19 protein-coding genes are annotated in these 19,001 nt (G+C 70.4%); 6 read left to right on the forward strand and 13 right to left on the reverse strand.

What is annotated here, in order from left to right:
• Window positions 1–23 precede the first annotated feature (23 nt).
• Complete coding sequence (locus tag ACGFZP_RS16435; RefSeq protein ID WP_392933490.1) at window positions 24–1,241, forward strand: IS110 family transposase; 1,218 nt, start codon at window positions 24–26, stop codon at window positions 1,239–1,241.
• Window positions 1,242–1,291: 50 nt separating this feature from the next.
• Here the strand turns inward: ACGFZP_RS16435 and ACGFZP_RS16440 are convergent, their stop codons facing one another.
• Both ACGFZP_RS16440 and ACGFZP_RS16445 read right to left on the reverse strand, forming a co-directional pair.
• Complete coding sequence (locus ACGFZP_RS16440; protein ID WP_392932941.1) at window positions 1,292–1,972, reverse strand: SMI1/KNR4 family protein; 681 nt, start codon at window positions 1,970–1,972, stop codon at window positions 1,292–1,294.
• Window positions 1,973–2,386: 414 nt separating this feature from the next.
• Window positions 2,387–2,524 (reverse strand): hypothetical protein, encoded by a 138-nt coding sequence (locus tag ACGFZP_RS16445; RefSeq protein ID WP_392933521.1) that lies wholly within the window; start codon window positions 2,522–2,524, stop codon window positions 2,387–2,389.
• On the opposite strand from ACGFZP_RS16445, the gene ACGFZP_RS16450 reads away from it, so the two are divergent.
• Window positions 2,459–3,562, forward strand: coding sequence for an ISAs1 family transposase (locus ACGFZP_RS16450; RefSeq protein WP_392933492.1), 1,104 nt, complete (start codon window positions 2,459–2,461; stop codon window positions 3,560–3,562). The genes ACGFZP_RS16445 and ACGFZP_RS16450 overlap by 66 nt on opposite strands.
• 849 nt (window positions 3,563–4,411) lie before the next feature.
• A complete protein-coding gene (locus ACGFZP_RS16455) occupies window positions 4,412–4,660 on the forward strand; it encodes a hypothetical protein (RefSeq protein ID WP_392932944.1) in 249 nt (82 codons plus the stop codon).
• Between the two features lie 654 nt (window positions 4,661–5,314).
• Here the strand turns inward: ACGFZP_RS16455 and ACGFZP_RS16460 are convergent.
• On the reverse strand, window positions 5,315–5,671 hold the full coding sequence (locus ACGFZP_RS16460) for a C40 family peptidase (protein ID WP_392932947.1): 357 nt from the start codon (window positions 5,669–5,671) through the stop codon (window positions 5,315–5,317).
• Here ACGFZP_RS16460 and ACGFZP_RS16465 point away from each other — a divergent pair.
• On the forward strand, window positions 5,653–6,882 hold the full coding sequence (locus tag ACGFZP_RS16465) for a transposase family protein (RefSeq protein WP_392932950.1): 1,230 nt from the start codon (window positions 5,653–5,655) through the stop codon (window positions 6,880–6,882). The two genes, ACGFZP_RS16460 and ACGFZP_RS16465, sit on opposite strands and share 19 nt — an antisense overlap.
• A 139-nt stretch (window positions 6,883–7,021) precedes the next feature.
• Here ACGFZP_RS16465 and ACGFZP_RS16470 read toward each other — a convergent pair whose 3' ends face one another.
• From ACGFZP_RS16470 to ACGFZP_RS16510, 9 genes are all read right to left on the reverse strand, one after another.
• Complete coding sequence (locus ACGFZP_RS16470; protein WP_392932952.1) at window positions 7,022–7,429, reverse strand: hypothetical protein; 408 nt, start codon at window positions 7,427–7,429, stop codon at window positions 7,022–7,024.
• Window positions 7,426–8,727, reverse strand: coding sequence for a hypothetical protein (locus ACGFZP_RS16475; protein ID WP_392932953.1), 1,302 nt, complete (start codon window positions 8,725–8,727; stop codon window positions 7,426–7,428). Before ACGFZP_RS16475 ends, ACGFZP_RS16470 begins: the two co-directional genes overlap by 4 nt.
• A gap of 77 nt (window positions 8,728–8,804) precedes the next feature.
• Window positions 8,805–9,638: a hypothetical protein gene (locus tag ACGFZP_RS16480; protein WP_392932956.1), complete on the reverse strand. Its 834-nt coding sequence runs from the start codon at window positions 9,636–9,638 to the stop codon at window positions 8,805–8,807.
• Window positions 9,635–10,624, reverse strand: a complete 990-nt coding sequence (locus tag ACGFZP_RS16485; protein WP_392932958.1) for a hypothetical protein — start codon at window positions 10,622–10,624, stop codon at window positions 9,635–9,637. The genes ACGFZP_RS16480 and ACGFZP_RS16485 overlap by 4 nt, the downstream gene beginning before the upstream one ends.
• Complete coding sequence (locus tag ACGFZP_RS16490; RefSeq protein ID WP_392932961.1) at window positions 10,621–11,370, reverse strand: hypothetical protein; 750 nt, start codon at window positions 11,368–11,370, stop codon at window positions 10,621–10,623. Before ACGFZP_RS16490 ends, ACGFZP_RS16485 begins: the two co-directional genes overlap by 4 nt.
• A complete protein-coding gene (locus ACGFZP_RS16495; RefSeq protein WP_392932963.1) occupies window positions 11,367–12,308 on the reverse strand; it encodes a hypothetical protein in 942 nt (313 codons plus the stop codon). Before ACGFZP_RS16495 ends, ACGFZP_RS16490 begins: the two co-directional genes overlap by 4 nt.
• An 86-nt stretch (window positions 12,309–12,394) precedes the next feature.
• Window positions 12,395–12,817, reverse strand: coding sequence for a site-specific integrase (locus ACGFZP_RS16500; protein ID WP_392932966.1), 423 nt, complete (start codon window positions 12,815–12,817; stop codon window positions 12,395–12,397).
• A gap of 620 nt (window positions 12,818–13,437) precedes the next feature.
• Complete coding sequence (locus ACGFZP_RS16505; RefSeq protein ID WP_392932969.1) at window positions 13,438–14,379, reverse strand: aldo/keto reductase; 942 nt, start codon at window positions 14,377–14,379, stop codon at window positions 13,438–13,440.
• 154 nt (window positions 14,380–14,533) lie between these two features.
• Window positions 14,534–14,887, reverse strand: a complete 354-nt coding sequence (locus ACGFZP_RS16510; RefSeq protein WP_392932972.1) for a VOC family protein — start codon at window positions 14,885–14,887, stop codon at window positions 14,534–14,536.
• A 214-nt stretch (window positions 14,888–15,101) separates the two neighbouring features.
• On the opposite strand from ACGFZP_RS16510, the gene ACGFZP_RS16515 reads away from it, so the two are divergent.
• Together ACGFZP_RS16515 and ACGFZP_RS16520 are read left to right on the forward strand one after the other, a co-directional pair.
• Window positions 15,102–17,177, forward strand: a complete 2,076-nt coding sequence (locus ACGFZP_RS16515) for a glycerophosphodiester phosphodiesterase (RefSeq protein WP_392932974.1) — start codon at window positions 15,102–15,104, stop codon at window positions 17,175–17,177.
• 165 nt (window positions 17,178–17,342) lie between these two features.
• Window positions 17,343–17,771 carry a hypothetical protein gene (locus ACGFZP_RS16520; protein ID WP_392932976.1) on the forward strand — a complete coding sequence of 143 codons (429 nt, stop codon included), beginning with the start codon at window positions 17,343–17,345 and terminating at the stop codon, window positions 17,769–17,771.
• 246 nt (window positions 17,772–18,017) lie between these two features.
• Here ACGFZP_RS16520 and ACGFZP_RS16525 read toward each other — a convergent pair whose 3' ends face one another.
• A complete protein-coding gene (locus ACGFZP_RS16525) occupies window positions 18,018–18,908 on the reverse strand; it encodes an AAA family ATPase (protein WP_392932978.1) in 891 nt (296 codons plus the stop codon).
• Window positions 18,909–19,001 lie beyond the last annotated feature (93 nt).

Raw genomic sequence — 19,001 nt, forward strand, 5'->3', positions numbered from 1 at the left:
CGAGGTCGATGACGGAGGACGAGTTGCTGTTCGTTGGGGACGACTGGGCCCAAGACCACCACGACATCGAGTTGATGGACGCCGCGGGCCGTCGGCTGTCCAAGGCTCGGTTGCCGGAGGGCGTCGCGGGAATCGAACGGTTGCACGCGATGATCGGTGCGGAGCTCGGCGAAGACAGCAAGGCCGAGGTCGTGATCGGGATCGAGACCGATCGGGGCCCGTGGGTGCAGGCGCTGATCGCCGCCGGCTACACGGTGTACGCGGTCAATCCGCTGCAGGCCTCCCGGTACCGGGAGCGCCTGGCGGTGTCGGGGGCTAAGAGCGACGCGGCCGACGCGCACATGCTCGCTGACATGGTGCGCACCGACTCTCACCAGTTCCGCCCGATCGCCGGGGACACCGCCAACGCGGAAGCGGTCAAGGTTGTGACGCGTGCCCATAAGACCTTGATCTGGGAACGTACCCGCACCACACAGCGGCTGCGGCACGCCCTGCTCGACTACTTCCCCGCCGCCCTGGAGGCGTTCGACGACCTGGACGCCTCCGACACCCTGGAACTGCTGGCCAAGGCACCCGATCCGGCCGTCGCTGCGAAGCTGACGGCCACGCAGATAAGCGCGGCCCTCAAGCGCGCCCGCCGACGCGGCATCCCCGACAAGGTCACCAAGATCCAAGCCGTACTGCGCGCTAAGCACCTGGGCCAGCCCGACGCTGTGACGGCTGCCTACGCCGTCTCCGTGTGCGCGCTCATCGCGATGCTGGTCACCTTGAATGAGCAGGTCAAGTTCCTGCATGAGCAGGTCGAGGACTTCTTCGGCCGGCACCCGAAAGCCGAGATCATCCGGTCCCAGCCCGGACTGGGACCGATGCTGAGTGCCCGGGTGCTCGCAGAATTCGGCGACGACCCTCACCGTTACGCCAGCGCCAAGGCCCGCAAGAATTACGCTGGCACCAGCCCGATCACCCGCGCCTCGGGGAAGAAGAAGGTCGTGACGGCCCGGCACGTGCGCAACGACCGGCTCATCGACGCGCTGATCGCCCAAGCCTTCTCTGCGCTGCGGGTTTCTCCTGGCGCCAGGGCCTACTACGAGAAGCAACGGGCCCGCGGCATCGAATTCAACGCCGCCCTACGCCAGCTCGCCAACCGGCTCGTCGGCATCCTGCACGGCTGCCTGAAAACCGGCACACCGTACGACGAGGCGACAGCTTGGTCCCACCGGGCCCATGCACTCGCCGCTTGACAGTCCAGTTCGTGGGTGGCGCGGTCCCTCGTGGGCCCCAGGTCGCCGCATCATCGCTCTTTGATCCAGGGCATTTCCGTCGACCCGGTGGGTTGGTACCAGGTGATGCCCCACTCCGCGCCCCAGTCCTTGCCGGTCCAGTCGTAGGCCGGCGTCCAGAGCGGTCGGGCCGGTTGTGGTCCCCACTCTTCCGGGTCCGGGCGCACCAGCAACTCGTCCTCATGGGCGTAGCCGCCGGTGAGCACGGTCGCCACGAACTCCGCGAAGCCGCCGTCGAAGTGGTCGAGCTCACCGTCGTCGACGCCGTCGAAGTCGCAGAAGACTGCCACCGGCCACTGGTCGGGGTCCGGGTCGGTGGTCAGCCAGCAGCAGTAGACGTGGTTGCTGTTCATGCCCCAGGGCAGCAGTCCGCCCGGCTCCGGGAACACAGGGGTGTGCTCCCGGTTCCAGAACTCGTCCTCGCCCTCGACCTGCACCCGGAATTCGGTGTCGGTATGGAAGCGCCATCTCGCCAGGCCGCCCGGCGAGCCGGCAACGTGGGAGTGGTCCGTCGGTGACCGCACGCCCCACTCGCCGTTCAGGTTCACCGCGCCGTACAGGTCGACGAACGCTCGGTAGTCCGACGGTAGCTGGACCCCGAGTTCGGTTGGTGCCAGCTCCCACGGCACCCGCGCCGGGGTGTACACCGGCTCCCCCATGATCGCCCGCAGCCGGTCCCATGCCTTGGTCACCGCCCGACCCCTCTCTGTCCGTCAACCTGTCAGAGGCTGCACTTTAGGCGAAGGCTCCGACAGGCCACGACCCGGCCCGAAGACCGCAGGCGACGGGCCTCGCTCGATTCACGGGAACGATCGCCGGTTTAGCGATCGGCAGCTACGGGACGGGACAATCCATTGCCCGGTCACGCCCCACGAACTTGCTGTTTGACACGCCAGCTCATGGGATGTCTGTCAAGTCAGCGTGTCGGGATGAAGTCCTTTGCAAGTGGTGCTGGCTCAAGGCTCCGGCAAAGTGGCGGATCGTCCGGTTGGTGACGGTCTGTGGCGGGCTGGCCGCCCGGATGTGAAGCAGGCACGGCCTTCCAAGATCATGGAGTTCTCTACGCCCCGTGATCCCGCTGGAAGACCGTGCCTGCTGCCACATCATCACCGATCCCGCCTGCTCTTGACCAGCTCCGCGACCAGTCGTCGGTCGGGCTCGACGACTTCCCCGGCCTGCTGGAACGCCTCGCCGAAGTCCCCGACCCGCGTGATCCACGCGGAGTCCGGCACGCTCTCGTCCACATCCTCGCCTTGGCCGCGACCGCAGTCCTAGCCGGCGCGACCTCGCTGCTGGCGATCAGCGAGTGGGCCGCCGACGCCCCTCAGGATGTCCTCCTCGCGCTGGGAGCCCGGCACGATCCGCTGATCACGCGTCACAAGGTGCCCGGCGAAGCGACCATCCGCCGGGTCCTGGTCCGCGTCGACGCCGATGCGCTCGATCGAGCCGTGGGCAACTGGCTCGCCGACCGTCAACCGAAGAAAGCACAGGCCACAGCCCTGCGGGCGATCGCCGTGGACGGCAAGAGCCTGCGTGGTGCTGCCCGTGCGAACGGCCGGAGGATCCACCTGCTCGCCGCCCTCGACCACACCGGCAGCGCGGTGCTCGCCCAGCTCGACGTCGGAGAGAAGACGAACGAGATCACCTGCTTCCAGCCCCTGCTCGACACCGTCGCCGGCCTCGCAGGTGCCGTGGTGACCAGCGACGCGCTGCACACCCAGTGCGAGGACGCCCACTACCTGGTCACAGGACGGGCCGCGCACTACATCCTGATCGTCAAGGGCAACCAGAAGAAGCTCCGCAGACAGCTCAAATCCCTTCCCTGGCGTGCGATCCCGCTCCAGGGCCGCACCCGGGAGGTCGCTCACGGACGCGGCGAGATCCGCCGCATCAAGGTGGCCACCGTGAACAGCCTGCTGTTCCCGCACGCCCGTCAGGCCATCCAGCTCAAACGCCGCCGAACGAACCGCAAGACCGGGAAGGTCACCATCAAGACGATCTACGCGGTCACCAGTCTGCCCGCCGACCGCGCCGCACCGGCACAGCTCGCCGCCCTGATCCGAGGCCACTGGTCCATCGAAGCCCTGCACCACATCCGTGACGTCACCTTCGCCGAGGATGCCTCCCAGCTCCGCACCGGCAACGCGCCCCGAGCAATGGCCACCTGGCGCAACCTCGCCATCGGCGCACTCCGCCTCGCAGGCGTCAACAGCGTCGCCGCCGGCCTGCGATGCAACGCCCGCGACCCCCAACGACCGCTCGCACTCCTCGGGCTCACGTGATCACAAACCAGACATTCCGCGACTTTGCGGGGGCCTTGGGTCCCGCAGGCGTTGCAGGTGATTTCGTCCGGCCGATCTGTCAGATTTCTCGGAGATTCTGAGCCGGGGCTTGGCAGGCTGTCCGATCGGCTTTTCGTTGGTTCCGACCGAGTGGCTTGTCGTTCACGAGCAGTTTGTGCGCTCTCCCGAAGGCTGGTAGATCTGCGGCCATGCCTGCCAAAGACACCGATCGCATTGACCACTTCGCAGTTGCCCTCGCTCACTTAGTTAGCTAAGAGAACATGGTTGCCATCGGCAAGCCTGGACGATCTTGGTAGGCAAAGAACAAGCTCAGCATTGGTCTGTACAGATCCCTGGCGGGTCGATGTACATTCCGACGCAATTTTCGTTTTCATCTTCAAATACGGTGACGTCCGGAACGAGAACCTTCGCGGCGTTTTGGGTGCCTGTCCTATTCGAGCTGGTAAATCGGAGCTTGACCCCTCCCAGCGAAAACGTGACCTCCGTTCCATGGAGCCGTGGAATGACCAACTGCATGAGGTCGTGCAGGGCGAGAGATACAGCTTCCCTGGCCGCCCGAATTTCCTCTAGGTCCTTACCCTGCAGCTGCACACTCTTCTTGCTAGCCGTCATGAATCAGCCCTTCTGCGATGATGTGAAACTAGCGAGTTCCACCATTGGTAGCAGTAACAACCGCCCTGCGCCACGCAGACTGATAGCGGGAGAAGCTCATACCGCCACCCGCCTGATGATGCCAACGGCGCAACGCGAGTCGCCGGGGAGGGGTCACGCGGCGAGACTGGCAACGAAGAGCCGTGCTGAGGAAGCACTCGACGGAGGTCTGGCAGCGTGAGCAAGGTCAAGGGTTTGCGAGTAACCGTAGAGGGTGACATGCCTTCGCATGTCATGACAGACATTGCGAGCGCGGTGCGCCGAACAGTCCTCAGTGAGATCGCCCACCTCGACATCGCTCCACCGTTGCACGAGGTACGGCTCACGGCGGCTGACTTCGGCGAGGATGGCCACGGAGACGAGCCCCTAGACCTTGGCGGACTCGATGGAATCTGGCTACGGCAGGACGAGGGGCTGCCGTTGTGATCGACGCCTCGGACCACCAGGCGACCTGTCCGAGCAGCTCCTGCAGCCCAGGGAACCTGCTTCTGGGTATCGTTCGTCCCGACGGGAAGATCGCTGCCCTCTACCCGCCGATCGCCGTCGATCAGCACTTCGTTGAGAAAGCGTCCGGTCCAGGGCTGCGGCCCCCCGAATCCCGATTCCGCTTCGCAGGCCCCTGCGTCACCTCGGCTTGCCGCCACTGGCTGAACAACCGCTGCAGCCTCGGTGACGCGGCAGCCCGGGCTGGAACTCGGGTCCCTGCGGATCGTGTCCCTCCGTGCACCGTCCGGACGTCGTGCCGATGGTGGTCGCAGTCCGGTGTGGCAGCGTGCCGAATCTGTCCCACGATCGTCCACACGCCGACACGCACAAACCAACCTCCGAGCCAGGATGAGGGTCCGAAAAGCTTCTCCCCAGCCATGGAGATCCTTCAAATCACGACAAAATCATCCGAAAACAAGGTTAACCCGTGACGAAGCCTGCAATGCTCCAGGAGAGGTGACACCGATCGATGACCGCACCGTTGAAGTGAACCTCAATGGAGAACACTTCCGTTTTGAACGCACGAAAGACACCTGGTTGATGGCAACTCAACCGGAAACTGGCAGATCCAACTGGAACCTAAGCCGTGTGCCGCTACGGCCGGGTGGCGCCTGCAAAGTCGGCGGTGGGCATCTCGCTGAGCGGGCCGTGCTTGACGACATCCCCGGTCTTCGGTGCCGAGACCATGTTGCCGTCGGTGGTGTAGAGCGCGACATGGTAGATGCAGCCGTTATTTCGGCGCCAGAAGAGGAGGTCTCCGGGCTGAAGGTCGGCCTGGGTGATGGGGCGGTTGGCGGTGGCCAAGGCTCCGGCAAAGTGGCGGATCGTCCGGTTGGTGACGGTCTGTGGCGGGCTGGCCGCCCGGATGTGAAGCAGGCACGGCCTTCCAAGATCATGGAGTTCTCTACGCCCCGTGATCCCGCTGGAAGACCGTGCCTGCTGCCACATCATCACCGATCCCGCCTGCTCTTGACCAGCTCCGCGACCAGTCGTCGGTCGGGCTCGACGACTTCCCCGGCCTGCTGGAACGCCTCGCCGAAGTCCCCGACCCGCGTGATCCACGCGGAGTCCGGCACGCTCTCGTCCACATCCTCGCCTTGGCCGCGACCGCAGTCCTAGCCGGCGCGACCTCGCTGCTGGCGATCAGCGAGTGGGCCGCCGACGCCCCTCAGGATGTCCTCCTCGCGCTGGGAGCCCGGCACGATCCGCTGATCACGCGTCACAAGGTGCCCGGCGAAGCGACCATCCGCCGGGTCCTGGTCCGCGTCGACGCCGATGCGCTCGATCGAGCCGTGGGCAACTGGCTCGCCGACCGTCAACCGAAGAAAGCACAGGCCACAGCCCTGCGGGCGATCGCCGTGGACGGCAAGAGCCTGCGTGGTGCTGCCCGTGCGAACGGCCGGAGGATCCACCTGCTCGCCGCCCTCGACCACACCGGCAGCGCGGTGCTCGCCCAGCTCGACGTCGGAGAGAAGACGAACGAGATCACCTGCTTCACCTTCGGCGGCGGCAGCGCCGACCAACTCCCTGCCCGCGGCGCGCTGGGCCAGGCCGCCAAGGCCGCTGTCGAGAACGGTCACGCCAGCGCCCTTACTGGCTTCCGCACCGCCGCCGTCGAGCAGGCCGGCGACAAGCTCGCCCTCGTCTCCGAGGACGGCCACCGCGCCGAGGACCTCAACGAGGTCATCGTGCTGACGGGCCTTCGCCCCGATCTGTCCTTCCTGGACGAGCTGCGGCTCCACCTGGACGAGCGCCTCCAGGCCCCGGCCGCGCTCGCCCCGCTGATCGACCCCAACCAGCACTCCTGCGGCACCGTCTACCCGCACGGCGTCGCCGAGCTCTCTCACCCCGAGGAGGGTGTCCACCTGGTCGGTATGAAGTCCTACGGCCGCGTGCCGACGTTCCTCGCGATGACCGGCTACGAGCAGGTCCGCTCCGTCGCAGCGCACCTCGCCGGCGACCACGAGGCCGCCGCCCGCATCGAGCTCACCCTCCCGGAGACCGGAGTCTGCGGCGGCGCCGGCCTCTTCGACGAGCCCGCCGCCGAGCAGGGTGAGGGTGGCGGCTGCTGCGCGGCCCCGGCCGTCGCACCCGTCCCGGTCGCGATCAGCATCGGCGCGCCCCTGGAGCAGGCGGCTCCGGCCGCCGGGGGCTGCTGCTGACCCGGCACGCCCGGCAGGGCCGCGACCGGTGGTGCGGTCGCGGCCCTGCCGGGCGCGCTCATTCATCTCGCGGCCGCATCCCCCGTGGAGACGGAGTGGGATCCCGCGGACGGCGTCCGGTCGACGACGGGGCCGGTCATCAGCCGGTGGCTGGTCGAAGCGGCGTGACGTTGGTGGTGTGGCCACTGAGGATGTCCCGGAGTTCCTGGTTCTCCAGGGTGAGCCGGGTGTTCTCGGCGAGGAAGCCCTGGACGTCGGCTCTGAGGGTGGCGATTTCGTCGTTCTTGTTAGCGATGGTCGTCTTGAGGTCGACGATCTTCTTGCGGAGACGGGTCTCGACTTCCGGGGTGCCCCCACGGGCTGTGACGTGTGCGTAGAACTCGTTCTTCAGGTCGATGTGCCGCTGGGTGAGGGCGTTTCTGGGCACGTCGGCTTCGATGGCGAGCGCAACGACGGTGAGAGCGCCGTTGGACCGTTCGCAGGTGCCGGCCAGGACGCGGTCCATGGCGGCGCGGATGCGGTCGCGCTCGTCCGCGGCGGGAGTCATCGGCTGGGCTCCTGGTGGGTGAAGCGGGTGCGGTCGTGTTCGTCGGCGCGTTCGCGTAGGCGGGTGGCGGTGGCATGCCAGCGGTCACCGAGCGGGCCGGGAGTATGGGAGGCCTCGGTGTCGAGTTGGTCGGCGCGTTCGCGTAGGCGGGTGGCGTGCTGGTCGGTGCGGACGGTGTTGGGGCAGCCGGGGACGCATTGGTCGAGGCTGGGGGCGCCGTGCTGGCCCTCCTTCGTGCACAGGGCGCGATCGCTCTTGTAGAGGCAGAGCAGCAGGGCGTGGGGGTTGTCGTACAGGACGGTGCCGTCGCGGGCGAGGTGGCGGCGGGCGGCGGCGTGCTTGCGGGTGAAGTCGAGGCCGACCAGGGCACCGTGGAAGGCGGGGCCGTGGGCGGCGGCGAGGATGGCCTGGCGGGCGGCCGGTCCGGAGATGGCTTCGCCGGCCTGCAGGCGCTCGTGGAGGTCGGCTGCGGTGTCGGCGGTGGCGAGGGCGCTCTCGATGTCGATCAGGGTGTGGATGCCGCCGCGGGAGCGGGTGCCGTAGCGGCCGGCGGTGTCGGTGTCGAGGGCGGTGCGCAGGTGGCCGTATTGGATGGCGAGGGCGACCAGGCCGCCGGGGCGGCGGGCGATGTGCCAGGCGAGGGTGCGGCGGAAGCGGGCGGTGCCGATCGCGCCATGGGGGTCGGGAGGGATCGTCTCGCCGGGCAGGTGGTGGGTGCGGGCCTCGGTGTTGGCCCAGGCGGCGAATGCGTCGATCCGCTCGGCGAGGGTGCCGACGGCCAGGGCCTGGCTGCGGCGGCGGCCGCCGCGGCGGTTGTGGGTGGCGGCGGCGAAGAGCAGTTCGCCGGGCTCCACCAGGCGTTCGAGGACCCGGATGGCGTTGACCACGGGGGTGATGGCGACCCAGGGCACGGGTCGCTCGGCGCCTGCGGGCGGGTAGAGGCCGGTGTCGGGGTCGGTGGCGGTCTTGAAATGGCGGCCGCGGATCAGCAGGTGCGGCACGTCCTCGCCGGCCCTGTCCTCGTCGTCTTCGCTCGGGGTGAGGTCTTCGGGGCGCACGCGCAGGATGTGGCGTCCGGCGGCGCCGGGTTCGGGGTCGGGGCAGCAGCCCGAGCGCAGGGCCAGGATCTCCTGCGGGCGGGCGCCGGTGAGGTAGCTGCAGACGACGAACGCGGCGGCGACCAGGTGCCGCAGGAGGGTTTCTGCCTCGGCGTGGTCCAGGTGGCGGCGCCACGGGCGGCCGGCGATGCGGCCGGTGACCGGCAGGTCGAGCGGGCAGGGGCCGGGGTTGGCCGCCACCAGCGCCGGCAGGCCGAGGCGCTCGCTGGCGTGCCCGACCTGGCCGAGGGAGGTGCCGGTGAGGTGGCCGATGTAGGTCAGGGCGGTCCGGTTGTCCCGGGTGGCGGCCGGCCGGAGGCGATTAGCTCGGCGAGGTAGGTGTCGAGGGTACGTCGTCCTGCCGCCGTCGCGGCGCAGGTGCGGGCGGCTTCGTTGATCCGGCGGGCCTCGGTGTGGGCGGCAAGGATGTCGTCGGTCAGGTCCTCGACTAGGCGGACCGCCCAGATCAGCAGCGGGCCCATCGTCTGCTCGGCCAGCGGCTCGCGCTTGTTCTCCGCGCCGGCGGGGGTGGCGGCGGGCAGGTAGTCGTCCAGGCCGTCCTCGTCCCACGGTGGCAGGGCGATCCCCGCGCGGGCCGGGGCGAGTTGGTCGAACGCCCACAGCCGGGTGATCGTCAGCAGGATGTTCCGCACGCTGTGCCTGTCCCTGCCCGAGCCGCGTACGTGCAGCCCATAGGCGTGCAGTACGGCGCGGTCCGCGCCGGCCAGGGTGCGGTGGCCTTGCTGCTCCATCCAGCGCGCCAGGCGCATCCACTCCCACACGGTGTCCCGGGCGGTGGTCGGAGCCAGGCGGGCGCGCATCCGGTTGCCGCGCTCGCGCACGAAGCTGTTGGGTAGCTGCCCGTTCAGCATGGTCCAGGCGATCAGGCGCAGCTCGGGGCGCACGGCGGGCGGGCAGCGACGCCAGTCGATGCCGGGCAGGCGCTGGGCGGGGTTGTCGATGAGCGGGGCCAGCGACCAGAGCTGGTCCGCGTAGCGGCTGGCCAGGTGGGCGTGGCGCTCGACGACCAGGTGTGCGGGGATGACCGGGGTGTCGGGTGAGGGCGCGGCGAGCCGGCCGGTGCCGGCGAAGCTGGGGAGGGGTGTGGTCACGGGTTGAGTTCTCCGTTGAGCAGGGCCTCGACGATGCGGCGGTCGGTATCGGTGACCTGGCGGCGGGCCGCGGTCCAGGCCCTCTCGCCGACCTGGCACCGCAGGTCCTCCAGGCGGGCACGGGCCTGGGCCCAGTCGCGCTCCCAGCGCGGAGTGGACAGGACCGAGCGGGCGTTGGTCAGGGCCTGGTGAAGGTGCGCCAGGCGGGGGTGGTGGCCGGGGTGGATGCGGGCGTTCTCGCAGGCCAGGCAGAGCAGGAACGAGGCGCCGCAGCCCCCGCCGGGCAGTGGCACGGGAGCGGCGCGGGTGCCGGTGCAGTCGGCGGTGGCGGTCGGCAGGTGGCCCGGGTCGGCGTCGGCGGTGAGCAGGGCGACGGTGCTGCGGGCCCGCTGGAGCGCGTCGTCGGCGGCGGCCGCGATCACGGGCTGGGCCTGCTGCTGGACCCGCTGGTCCGGGAGCACGTAGACACGGTCGTGGACGCCTTGGGTGTGCTGCAGGGCGTGGCCGCGCTCGGTCACCACGGTGCGCCGGCCGCGCCTGAACGGGGAACCGGTACCGGTGGTCTTGCCCCACAGCGTCGCGTCGTTGCGGTCCAGGCCGAGTCGGATGGGGCCGAGCGCGGTACGCCGGGCGGTCTCCCGCATTGCCTGCTCGCCGTGGGCGCGCCAGGCCATGAGCCGGTCGGTGCCCGGGGCGAGCTGGTGGGCCAGGGCGCGGGCGAAGCGGGTGGCCGCGAGGGCCTGGGTGAGGAGGCGGCCCGGTGAGTCGGCGCTTGCGTCGGTGGCGTTCTCCGTCTCCCGGCGGTGGCCGCGGACCTTGCGCACCGACACCCGGTAGGTCGGGCGGCCGTCCGGCCCGGGGTCCGGTGCGGCCTTGGGGGCGGGCATCGCGCTGATCACCGACAGGTTCCAGCCGAACTCGCACATCAACAGCACTCCGAGCGCGGTGGCCTCCATCCGGTCGAGGTAGAGCCGCTTCCACGTCACCTGCGCGCTTCCGCCAGCGCCCTCAGGTAGCGGTGCTGGCGGTGCCCGCCGGCAGTGCGTGGCACGTCACCGCTGCGGGTGAGCACCTCCAGCGCCTCGCCCAGCGCCCACTGCTCGCTGTCGGGCTCGAAGACACCGGCGCGCCACCGGTCGAGGTGGTCGGCGTTTTCCTCGATCCGCAGCAGCGCGACCCGAAACGCCCTCCGCGCCTCGATGCGGATCCGCTCGAACTCCCCGGGGGCGTACGACTCCCTCACCGCGGGCAGCTGTGGCACCCGGCGGGCCAGCTCCTCCAGAACCGGTCCAGACTGCAGCCGCTCGTCCTCGCGCAGCAGCGAGGCCACCGCCTGGAACGCGTCCCGTCCACCCCAGGTGTGCTTTTGCTGCTGCCACCCGGCCTTCACCAGCGCGGTGTTGACCTGGTGGAGGTCGCGGGGTGGGTGGGCGCGCTGGTCGGCGAAGGTGGTGAAGGCCTTCAAGTAGCGGAACATGCCGTCGGCGGCGCCCAGGGATCCCCAGCGCGCGGAGCGGGTGGCGAAGAGGGCTGCGAGCGAGCGCCGCAGCGGCTCGGCGCCCGGCAGGGTGGAGAAGTCGAAGACGCGCTCGTGGCCGTCGCGGTCACGATGGTGCACCAGCAGCCCGTCGAGCGGGTCCCGGGTGGGCGGGGCGGTGAAGTCGGCCGGCGGCAGTGCGGCTCTGCGGCCCGGGCCTGGCGCGGGTGTGCCGCTGAGGCTGTCCGTGTTCACCAGGCCGCGTCCATGCTTCGGGCGGTCAGCCGGCTGTCGATGTCCTGGATCCCGTCCGTCTCCCGGGCCACCTGGGCGAACAGCGTGTCCAGGTCCGGCAGCGGACCGGTCGGCAGGACGTCGGTCTGGGCCAGCAGCGACTCCAGCCGCAGGTTGCGCACCGGCGCGAGGTAGATGTCGATCGTGACCTGCCGGGTGGCGTGGCCGAGCAGACCCTGTACCAGGTGCCACGGGTCGCCGTAGAGCAGGGCGAAGTCGCGCCGCTCGCCCTGCGTCAGGCCGAAGCGGCGGTCCAGCAGAGACTTCAGCACCACCAGCATGATCAAGGCCATGCTGTGCCGGGCGCTGTGCACTGTGGCGTAGGGCGAGTAGATCCGGTGCGGGTCCAGCCGCCGGTCAGCGTGCGGCTCCAACGCGCTGCGGCATCGCTGGTTGGCGGTGCGGAACACGGCCTCCCAGGAGTGCGGGTGGAACGGCAGGCCGGCCTCGTTCAGCCACAGCCACAGCGGCTCAGGGCCGTCGATGCCCTCGGTGAACAGCAGCATCCGATCCCGCCAGGTCAAGGTGTCCAGCCCCTGTTCGAACGTCCGGCCCGTGCGCTCCGTCCAGCGGACCTTGCGTCCGGATCCCTGGGTGACCTCGGTGACCATCCGCATGCCGACGATCTGCTCGTAGCGGCCCTTCTCCTGTGCCTTGCGCACCGCCCAGGCCCGTGAAGACTCCACGTACGACTCGATGTCGCGCACCGATCTGGCCGAGGCGTAGAACGTGCGCGAGGCCTTCGAGCGGGTCACCGCTCCGGCGACGCGCCCGCGGCAGTACCGGCTGCCTGACAATCGGGCTGCCGGAACTTCGAAGGTCAGCAGCGATCCCGCCTCCTGGCGCCGCAGCCCGGAGGAGAGCACCAGCGCGACGAAGGAAGCGTTGCGGTCCTCCAAGCGTCCCGCCCACGCCGGATCCAGCGCACCGTTCGCCATACGGCCGCGCAGCCCGACGTCCGTCCAGAGTGTCCAGGTCCGCGGTGTCAGTGCATGTCGGATACCGGCGACTTCACCAGGTGCGCTGGGACTTCGCGGGCGATGCCGTACACGTCGCTGACCTGGCGCATCGTCACAGGGTTCGCGTACAGGTACCCCTTCCGCTTGGCCCAGCTGTACAGCGTCGTGAACGCGGCCAGCTCCCGGTTCCACTTCGCGGGACCCACCCGGGCCGGGTTCGCCGATGCGAGCAACCGCCAGCTGCGAAAGTCCTCCAGATCCACCTTCCGCGCCTTCGTCCAATGCCGGCCACGGGCCGACAGGAACGTCAGGAGCAGGCAGATGTCGGTCGCGTAGTTGCGGCGGGTCTCTACCTCGAAGCCGCGGAACCGGGAGGACTGCCCGAACCGGCACAGGAGTGGGTCGGTTCGGTGGCCCGGCCCCACGAAGACCGCGTCGCCTTCCCGCATGCCGGTCTCCGACCAGGCGCCTCCGGTCGACACAGGCAAGGGCAGCCAGCTCGACCTCACCCAGAACACCCTCCAAGACGACACTGTGCCTCCGCTCTCGGTACGTTCACCCCGTACCCTCCCGCTCCCTGGCCTCCGGCGGGCTGACGGCCCGTGCCGCTGCCGCCGCCCGGGCCCGGCATCGTGGGAAGGGTGCGCCAGGCGGCCCGGTGGGCCTTACGGCGCCGGTCGCGGAAGTCCGGCTGCCGCCGGACCCGGGCCCTCGTGTGAGGGAACAAGTGCCAGCCCCAGTCGGCTGGATGAAGACCTTCACCGACCCCCGTCTCTGCGCGGCCAACACCTCTTCTGGGCCGCCAGCGCTTCGCGCGCAGCCCCTTCGGACGCCTACGCGGCATCGGCCTTTCGGATCAACATGCCGTCATCCTGCTACGGGCCGTGCTGTCCCCGCACGCGGTCGCCTCGGGCCCGCGCCACTTTGAGTGCTCTTACTTCTCACCAGCATTCATGCACTCTCCGGACGACGAGTGATGCCGGAACTCACCAACATGTGCTCTCGCTTAACACCTACGTAGCCGGCCGGCAGGCCGTGGTGGACGAGGGGGTGCGGGGGCGCGGTGGTGTCAGGTTCGGGGTCCGGTGAGGCCGCCGTTGGGGGCGATGGCGGCGATGCGGGTGAGGTCGGCGGGGGTCAGGTCGAGGTCGGCGGCGGCGGTGTTCCGAGTGACGCGGTCGGTGTTGCGGGAGCCGGGGATGGGGACGATGTAGTCCTTCTTCGCCAGCAGCCACGCGAGTGAGAGCTGGGCGAGGGTGGCGCCCTTGCTCGCGGCGAGCGCGGCCAGCCCGTCGGCGATGGCGGTGTTGGTGTCGAAGTTCTCCGGGTTCCACCAGGCGATGCGCCGGCGGAAGTCGTTCGCGTCGTAGTGGTCGCGGGGCCTGACGGCGCCGCTGAGGAAGCCGCGGGCGAGCGGGGAGTAGGCGACGAAGCCGATGCCGAGTTCCTCCAGGACGGGGAACAGGGGTTCGGCGTCGTGCGGCGCGAAGAGGGAGTACTCGTTCTGGAGCGCGCTGACGGGGTGGACCGCGTGGGCCCGGCGGACGGTGTCGGGGTCGGCGTTGGACAGGCCGAGGTACCTCACCGTGCCCGCGTCGACGAACTCCTTCATCACGCCGACGACGTCCTCGACGGGCACGTTCGGGTCGGGGGCGTGCTGGTAGAGCAGGTCGATCGTGTCGAGGCCCAGGTTCCGCAGGCTGTTCTCGACGACCTCGCGGACGTGCTCGGGGCGTGAGTCCCGGCCGAAACCGGGGGTGAGGCCGAACTTGGTCGCGATCGTCACCTCGTCGCGGATCGGCGCCAGCGCGCGGCCGAGCAGCTTCTCGCCCTCGCCCCAGCCGTACATCTCGGCGGTGTCGAAATGGGTCACGCCCAGCTCGTGCGCGTGCCGGATCGCGGCGACCGACTCGGTGTCGTCCGAGGGCCCGTAGCCGACCGCGGTGCCCATCGCGCCGTAGCCGAGGGCCGACACGACCAGTCCCTGGGTGCCCAGCGCCCTTGTCTGCATGACGTCCTCCCGTACCCGAACCAGACTGTTCGGCCCTACCGTATGCCCGGACCGGCGACGGGCGGGTCGCGCGGCACGGCAGGCCCCCCCGGCGGGGCGGGGGCTGGGACGGTCGGCCGGGCTGTCAGCGGTCGCGTGTGGACGAGGGCAACGGTCAGGCGGGCTGCCACAGTTCGATGCGGTTGCCCTCGGGGTCGGTGACCCAGCCGAATCGGCCGACGCCCTCCATGTCCTGGGTCTCCTCGGCCACGTCCGCGCCCTTGGCGCGCAGCTGCGCGAGCATCGCCGCCAGGTCGCGGACCCGGAAGTTGAGCATCGTCTGCTGGGCGGGGGACCCGAAGTAGTCCGTCCCGGACTCGAAGGTCGCGAACACCGTCGGCCCGGCGTCCTGACGCCAGAGGCCGTGCTCGTCGGCGTCCAGGCCCAGGCAGTCGCGGTACCACGCGTTCAGGGCCGCCGGGTCGGAGGCGCGCAGGAAGTATCCGCCGATTCCAAGTACACGTTCCATGCCGCCATCTTGCCAGGAGGGTGGTCAGGTGGGCGGACACCACACGAACGACCGCTTCGCACCCCGAGTCGCGCCCCCGTGTCGGGGTCGGCGGCGTCGAGGGCGGGGCCGCGCCGGGCCCGGTAGGGGTCGGAGATCGGTGCACGTCCAATTGTCATGGCCGGTTGTCGGAGTCGTGGCCTCCGGTTTGATCGGTGTCCCTAGCGTGCTGGGCATGACACACGGTCACCATGCCTTCCGCCCAGCCCAGTCCGACGCCGATGGCCACGAGGGCGGTCGCGAAGTCGGTCACGACGACGGCGCCCGCCGGCCGCGCCGGGTGAACGTCGGGCTGATCGCCACGGTGCTCGCGGCCGCGCTGAGCGTCACCTCCGTCGCCCTGACCGCCCCCGCCGCGGTGTCGGCGCCGGTCGCCGACGAGCCGGCCGCCGCGGCAGTCGCCCCGGCCGCTTCGACCGCCCAGGCCCCCCAGGCCGCCCAGGCCGCTCAGGCCGCAGCGTCGAGCACCCCCGTGCCCGGTGAGGTCGTCCTCTCCGAGGGCTTCTCCGGCGCCGCCCTGCCCGGCGGCTGGACCCCCGTCGAGGGCGACTGGAAGGTGGAGGACGGACGCCTGGTCGGCACCTCCGCCAACTCCGGTCAGCAGAGCCGGATCACCTTCGGCCGCCACCTGGAGGACTTCCGCTTCGAGGCCACCGCCCGCTTCGAGAGCGCCCAGGACGCCGCCCGCTGGACGGCGCTCGGCCTGGACGTCCCGGCGAACGGTGCCACCCCGTGGTCGATCGCCACCATGCGCACGGGCACCACGGCGGCCAACGGGCTGGAGTTCGCCCAGCGCACCACCGCCAACGCGTGGACCGTCACCAACACCGCCGCCGCCCCGACGGCCGCCGGCACCGGCCGCGACGTGCGGATCGCCGTCGAGGTGCACGGCACCACCGCCCGCTGGATCTTCGAGGGCAAGGAGGCGATGCGCACCACCCGGGTCGCCCGCAGCGCCGACGGCGGCCTGGCCCTGGTGGTCAACGGGGCGAAGGTCTCCTTCGACGACGTCCTGGTCACCGCGCTCGCCCCGGGTGCGTGGATCCGCCCGGCCGGTTCGCCGTTGACGGTCATCGCCCACCGCGGCGCCTCCTCCGCCGCCCCCGAGAACACCCTGGTCTCCGACGAGATCGCCCGCCGCGGCGGTGCCGAGTGGATCGAGAACGACGTCCAGCCGAGCAGGGACGGCGTGCCCTACGTCCTGCACGACGACACCGTCGACCGCACCACCAACGGCAAGGGCCGGATCCGCGACCTCACGGCGGCCCAGCTGGACGCCCTCGACGCGGGCGCCTGGTTCGGCCCGGCCTACACCGGCACGCACGTCCCGACGCTGGCCGCCCAGCTCGACGACCTGCGCACCCGCGGCGGCAACCTGCTGCTGGAGATCAAGGGTCGGCACAGCCGCGAGGAGGTCGCCCGGATCGTCAAGGAGGTTCGCGACCACGGCATGGCCAACCGCGTGTTCGTGCAGAGCTTCGAGGTCGACGCGCTCCGCCACACCCGCGAGTTGGCGCCCGAACTGCCGCTCGGCCTGCTGCGCAGCTCGCTCGACGCCGACCCGGTCGCGCTGGCCCGGGAGTTGGGCCTGGCCGCCTACAACCCGTCCGACGACGCGCTCGCCGGCCGCCCGAACGCGGTCGGGGACCTGCACGCCGCCGGGGTGGCGGTGATGGTCTGGACGGTCGACAGCGCCGCCCGCTGGAAGGCGCTGGACGGCCTCGGAGTCGACGCGGTCATCACCAACCGCCCGGCGGAGCTGTCCGGTTGGAACTCCGGCCGGCTCCAGGGCGGCGGAGTCCAGCCGCCGGCCGCGCCGAAGTTGTCGATCACCTCGCCGGCCGCCGGAGCCGTGCTGGACCGTGCCCAGCGGCCGGTCGCCGCGGTGCAGGCCACCGGCGCCGACACCGTTCGGCTGACCCTGGACGGCAAGGAGATCTCGGCCGGCACCGCGCTGGACACCGCCGCGCTCGCGCTCGGCGGTCACACGCTGCTCGCCGAGGCCGCCGGCCCCGGCGGCAGCAACCGGGCCACCACCGAGTTCACCGTCGCCGCCACTCCCACCGGCCTGGCCGCGCTGATCCTCGGCTCGGGCGCCGACCGCAACGCCGTCGCCACGCTGACCGTGATGCTCGGCCAGGGCCGCTACCAGCCGCTCGCCGAGTGGGCGGACAACCAGGCCGGCCGTACCGTGGCCGCCGACCGGGCCCGGCTGATCGCCGCCGACGCCCGGGCCCTCGACGGGCGCTGACCCGAGGTCGAGCCGACCCTGACCGGCCCCGGCCGTGCTACCCCGGTGGCCGGGGCTGGTCAGGGTCGGCCGCTGCCTGTCAGAGCCAGGAGCGTGGGTCGGTAACTGTCAGAGGTGCTTGCTAGCGTCGTCGCGTTACGAAGATCCAGAACTCAGGGGGTTGTTGTGGACGACCACGGCATACGCGCGTTCGGTATCGGCCTGTTCGACCAGTGGACGGCCATGTGGAACGGTGACCTCGATCTCGCCAACGAGATCATGGCGCCCGACTTCGTGCTGCGTTATGCACAGGCGGGCACCGACGCCTTCGACGAGATCCGCACCCCACAGCAGCTTGCCGAGATCATCGCTGCCTGGCACAAGTCCCGCACCGGGCTGCTCTTCGCGGCGGAGGGCACCGCTGTCGTCGATCTCATGCCTGCCGACGGCGCACCGACAGGACTGGTCGCCCGCCCCTACCTCGCGAGCTACGTCACCGAGGACGGTGGGGAGGTCGCCAGGAGCGGAATCGACATCCTCAGGGTCTCCGGCGGGTCGATCGTCGAGGTCTGGTCGGTCTCATCCGGCACCGCCGGCCGGACTTTCTATCGCTAGAACGCGCCCGGATCGAGGCCGAGACCGACGCCGCGGACAGGCCCCGCACGTAGGCCGAGGACAAGGAACGTCGCCACCGGAACCGCGCCGGTACCGAGGACGAACAGGCGATCACCGGTGTCGGCGAGGCGGCTGCCGCCAAGGCCCGGCCCACGGCTCTTGACGGTTACCGAGACACGCCCTGGTGCTGCCCCGCGCAAGTTCGGGGAGGGGCGCCGGAGGACGGGTCCGGACACGTCGGTTGTGTCAGACGAATGAGAAGTGCGCGGCGGCTTCGGCGGGCGTGGTTGCCTGGCGGCGTCCGGGGACGTCGTGGACGGCGGTTGCGCCCTCGGAGCGCAGGTGGTCGGCGGTGGCGTGTCGGGCCATGGTCGCGGCGTAGGCGCGGACGTCCGTGGCGGTGGTGTCGGTGCGGCCTCGCTCCGCGTGTTGTTGGAGGAGGTCGGTGACGTCCGGGTTGAATCGCAGCATGGTCACCGGGGCGTTGTAGCGCCTGGCGATGGCGATGAGTCGTGCGCGCGCCTGCGGGGTGACGTTCGTGGACTCGGCGACTGCGCTGTGCCCGGTCGCGAGCCTGGCGGCGATTCTACGGTCGCGTTCCTCGAAGATCCGTCCGTCCGCCGCCTCCGAGTCCGCGTCGGCGGGTGACGTGCCGAAGAGTTCCGCGCGGATCTCGTCGCTGGATACCACGGTTTCCCTGGTGATCTGCCGACGCTCGATCAGTGCCCGTACGAAGCTGGTCTTGCCCGAAGCGGGAGGGCCGACGAGGACGACCAGTCCCGCGGGCACACGGATGGGCCCGGAGCCGGCAGGCGCGAGAGCGTCGAGGTGGAGGTTGCCTGCGCAGTCGAGGGCCTCCTCGGCGGAGCCGGCAGGCAGGCCGCTGGGCAGGATGCTGTCCTTGTAGGTGTTGCCGTCGGCCAGGTAGAGGGCGAAGCCCCAGGTGTGCAGCACGCCGGTGAAGCGCAGACGGCACAGCGGGAGGATCTGCTCGCCGGGCAACTCGGCTGCCACGTAGGCGAATCCGGAGTGGAAGCGGACCGTGATGGCGTTCACCTGCGGCCATCGCTCACGGGCGCGGTGGTTCAGGCGCCGGCGGAGGTGGTGCTGCATCGGTTCCGGGGGGTTCTTCGGCACGGGTCCATCCTGCCGTGCGGCGCGTTGACCCGCCCTGATCATTGACCGTGCGTGGGGAGGGGGACAGCCCCCGTAGCTCCTGAGAGCCACCCG

Origin of the sequence: Kitasatospora sp. NPDC048239 (assembly GCF_043202015.1) — a bacterium.
Classification (GTDB): Bacteria; Actinomycetota; Actinomycetes; order Streptomycetales; family Streptomycetaceae; genus Kitasatospora.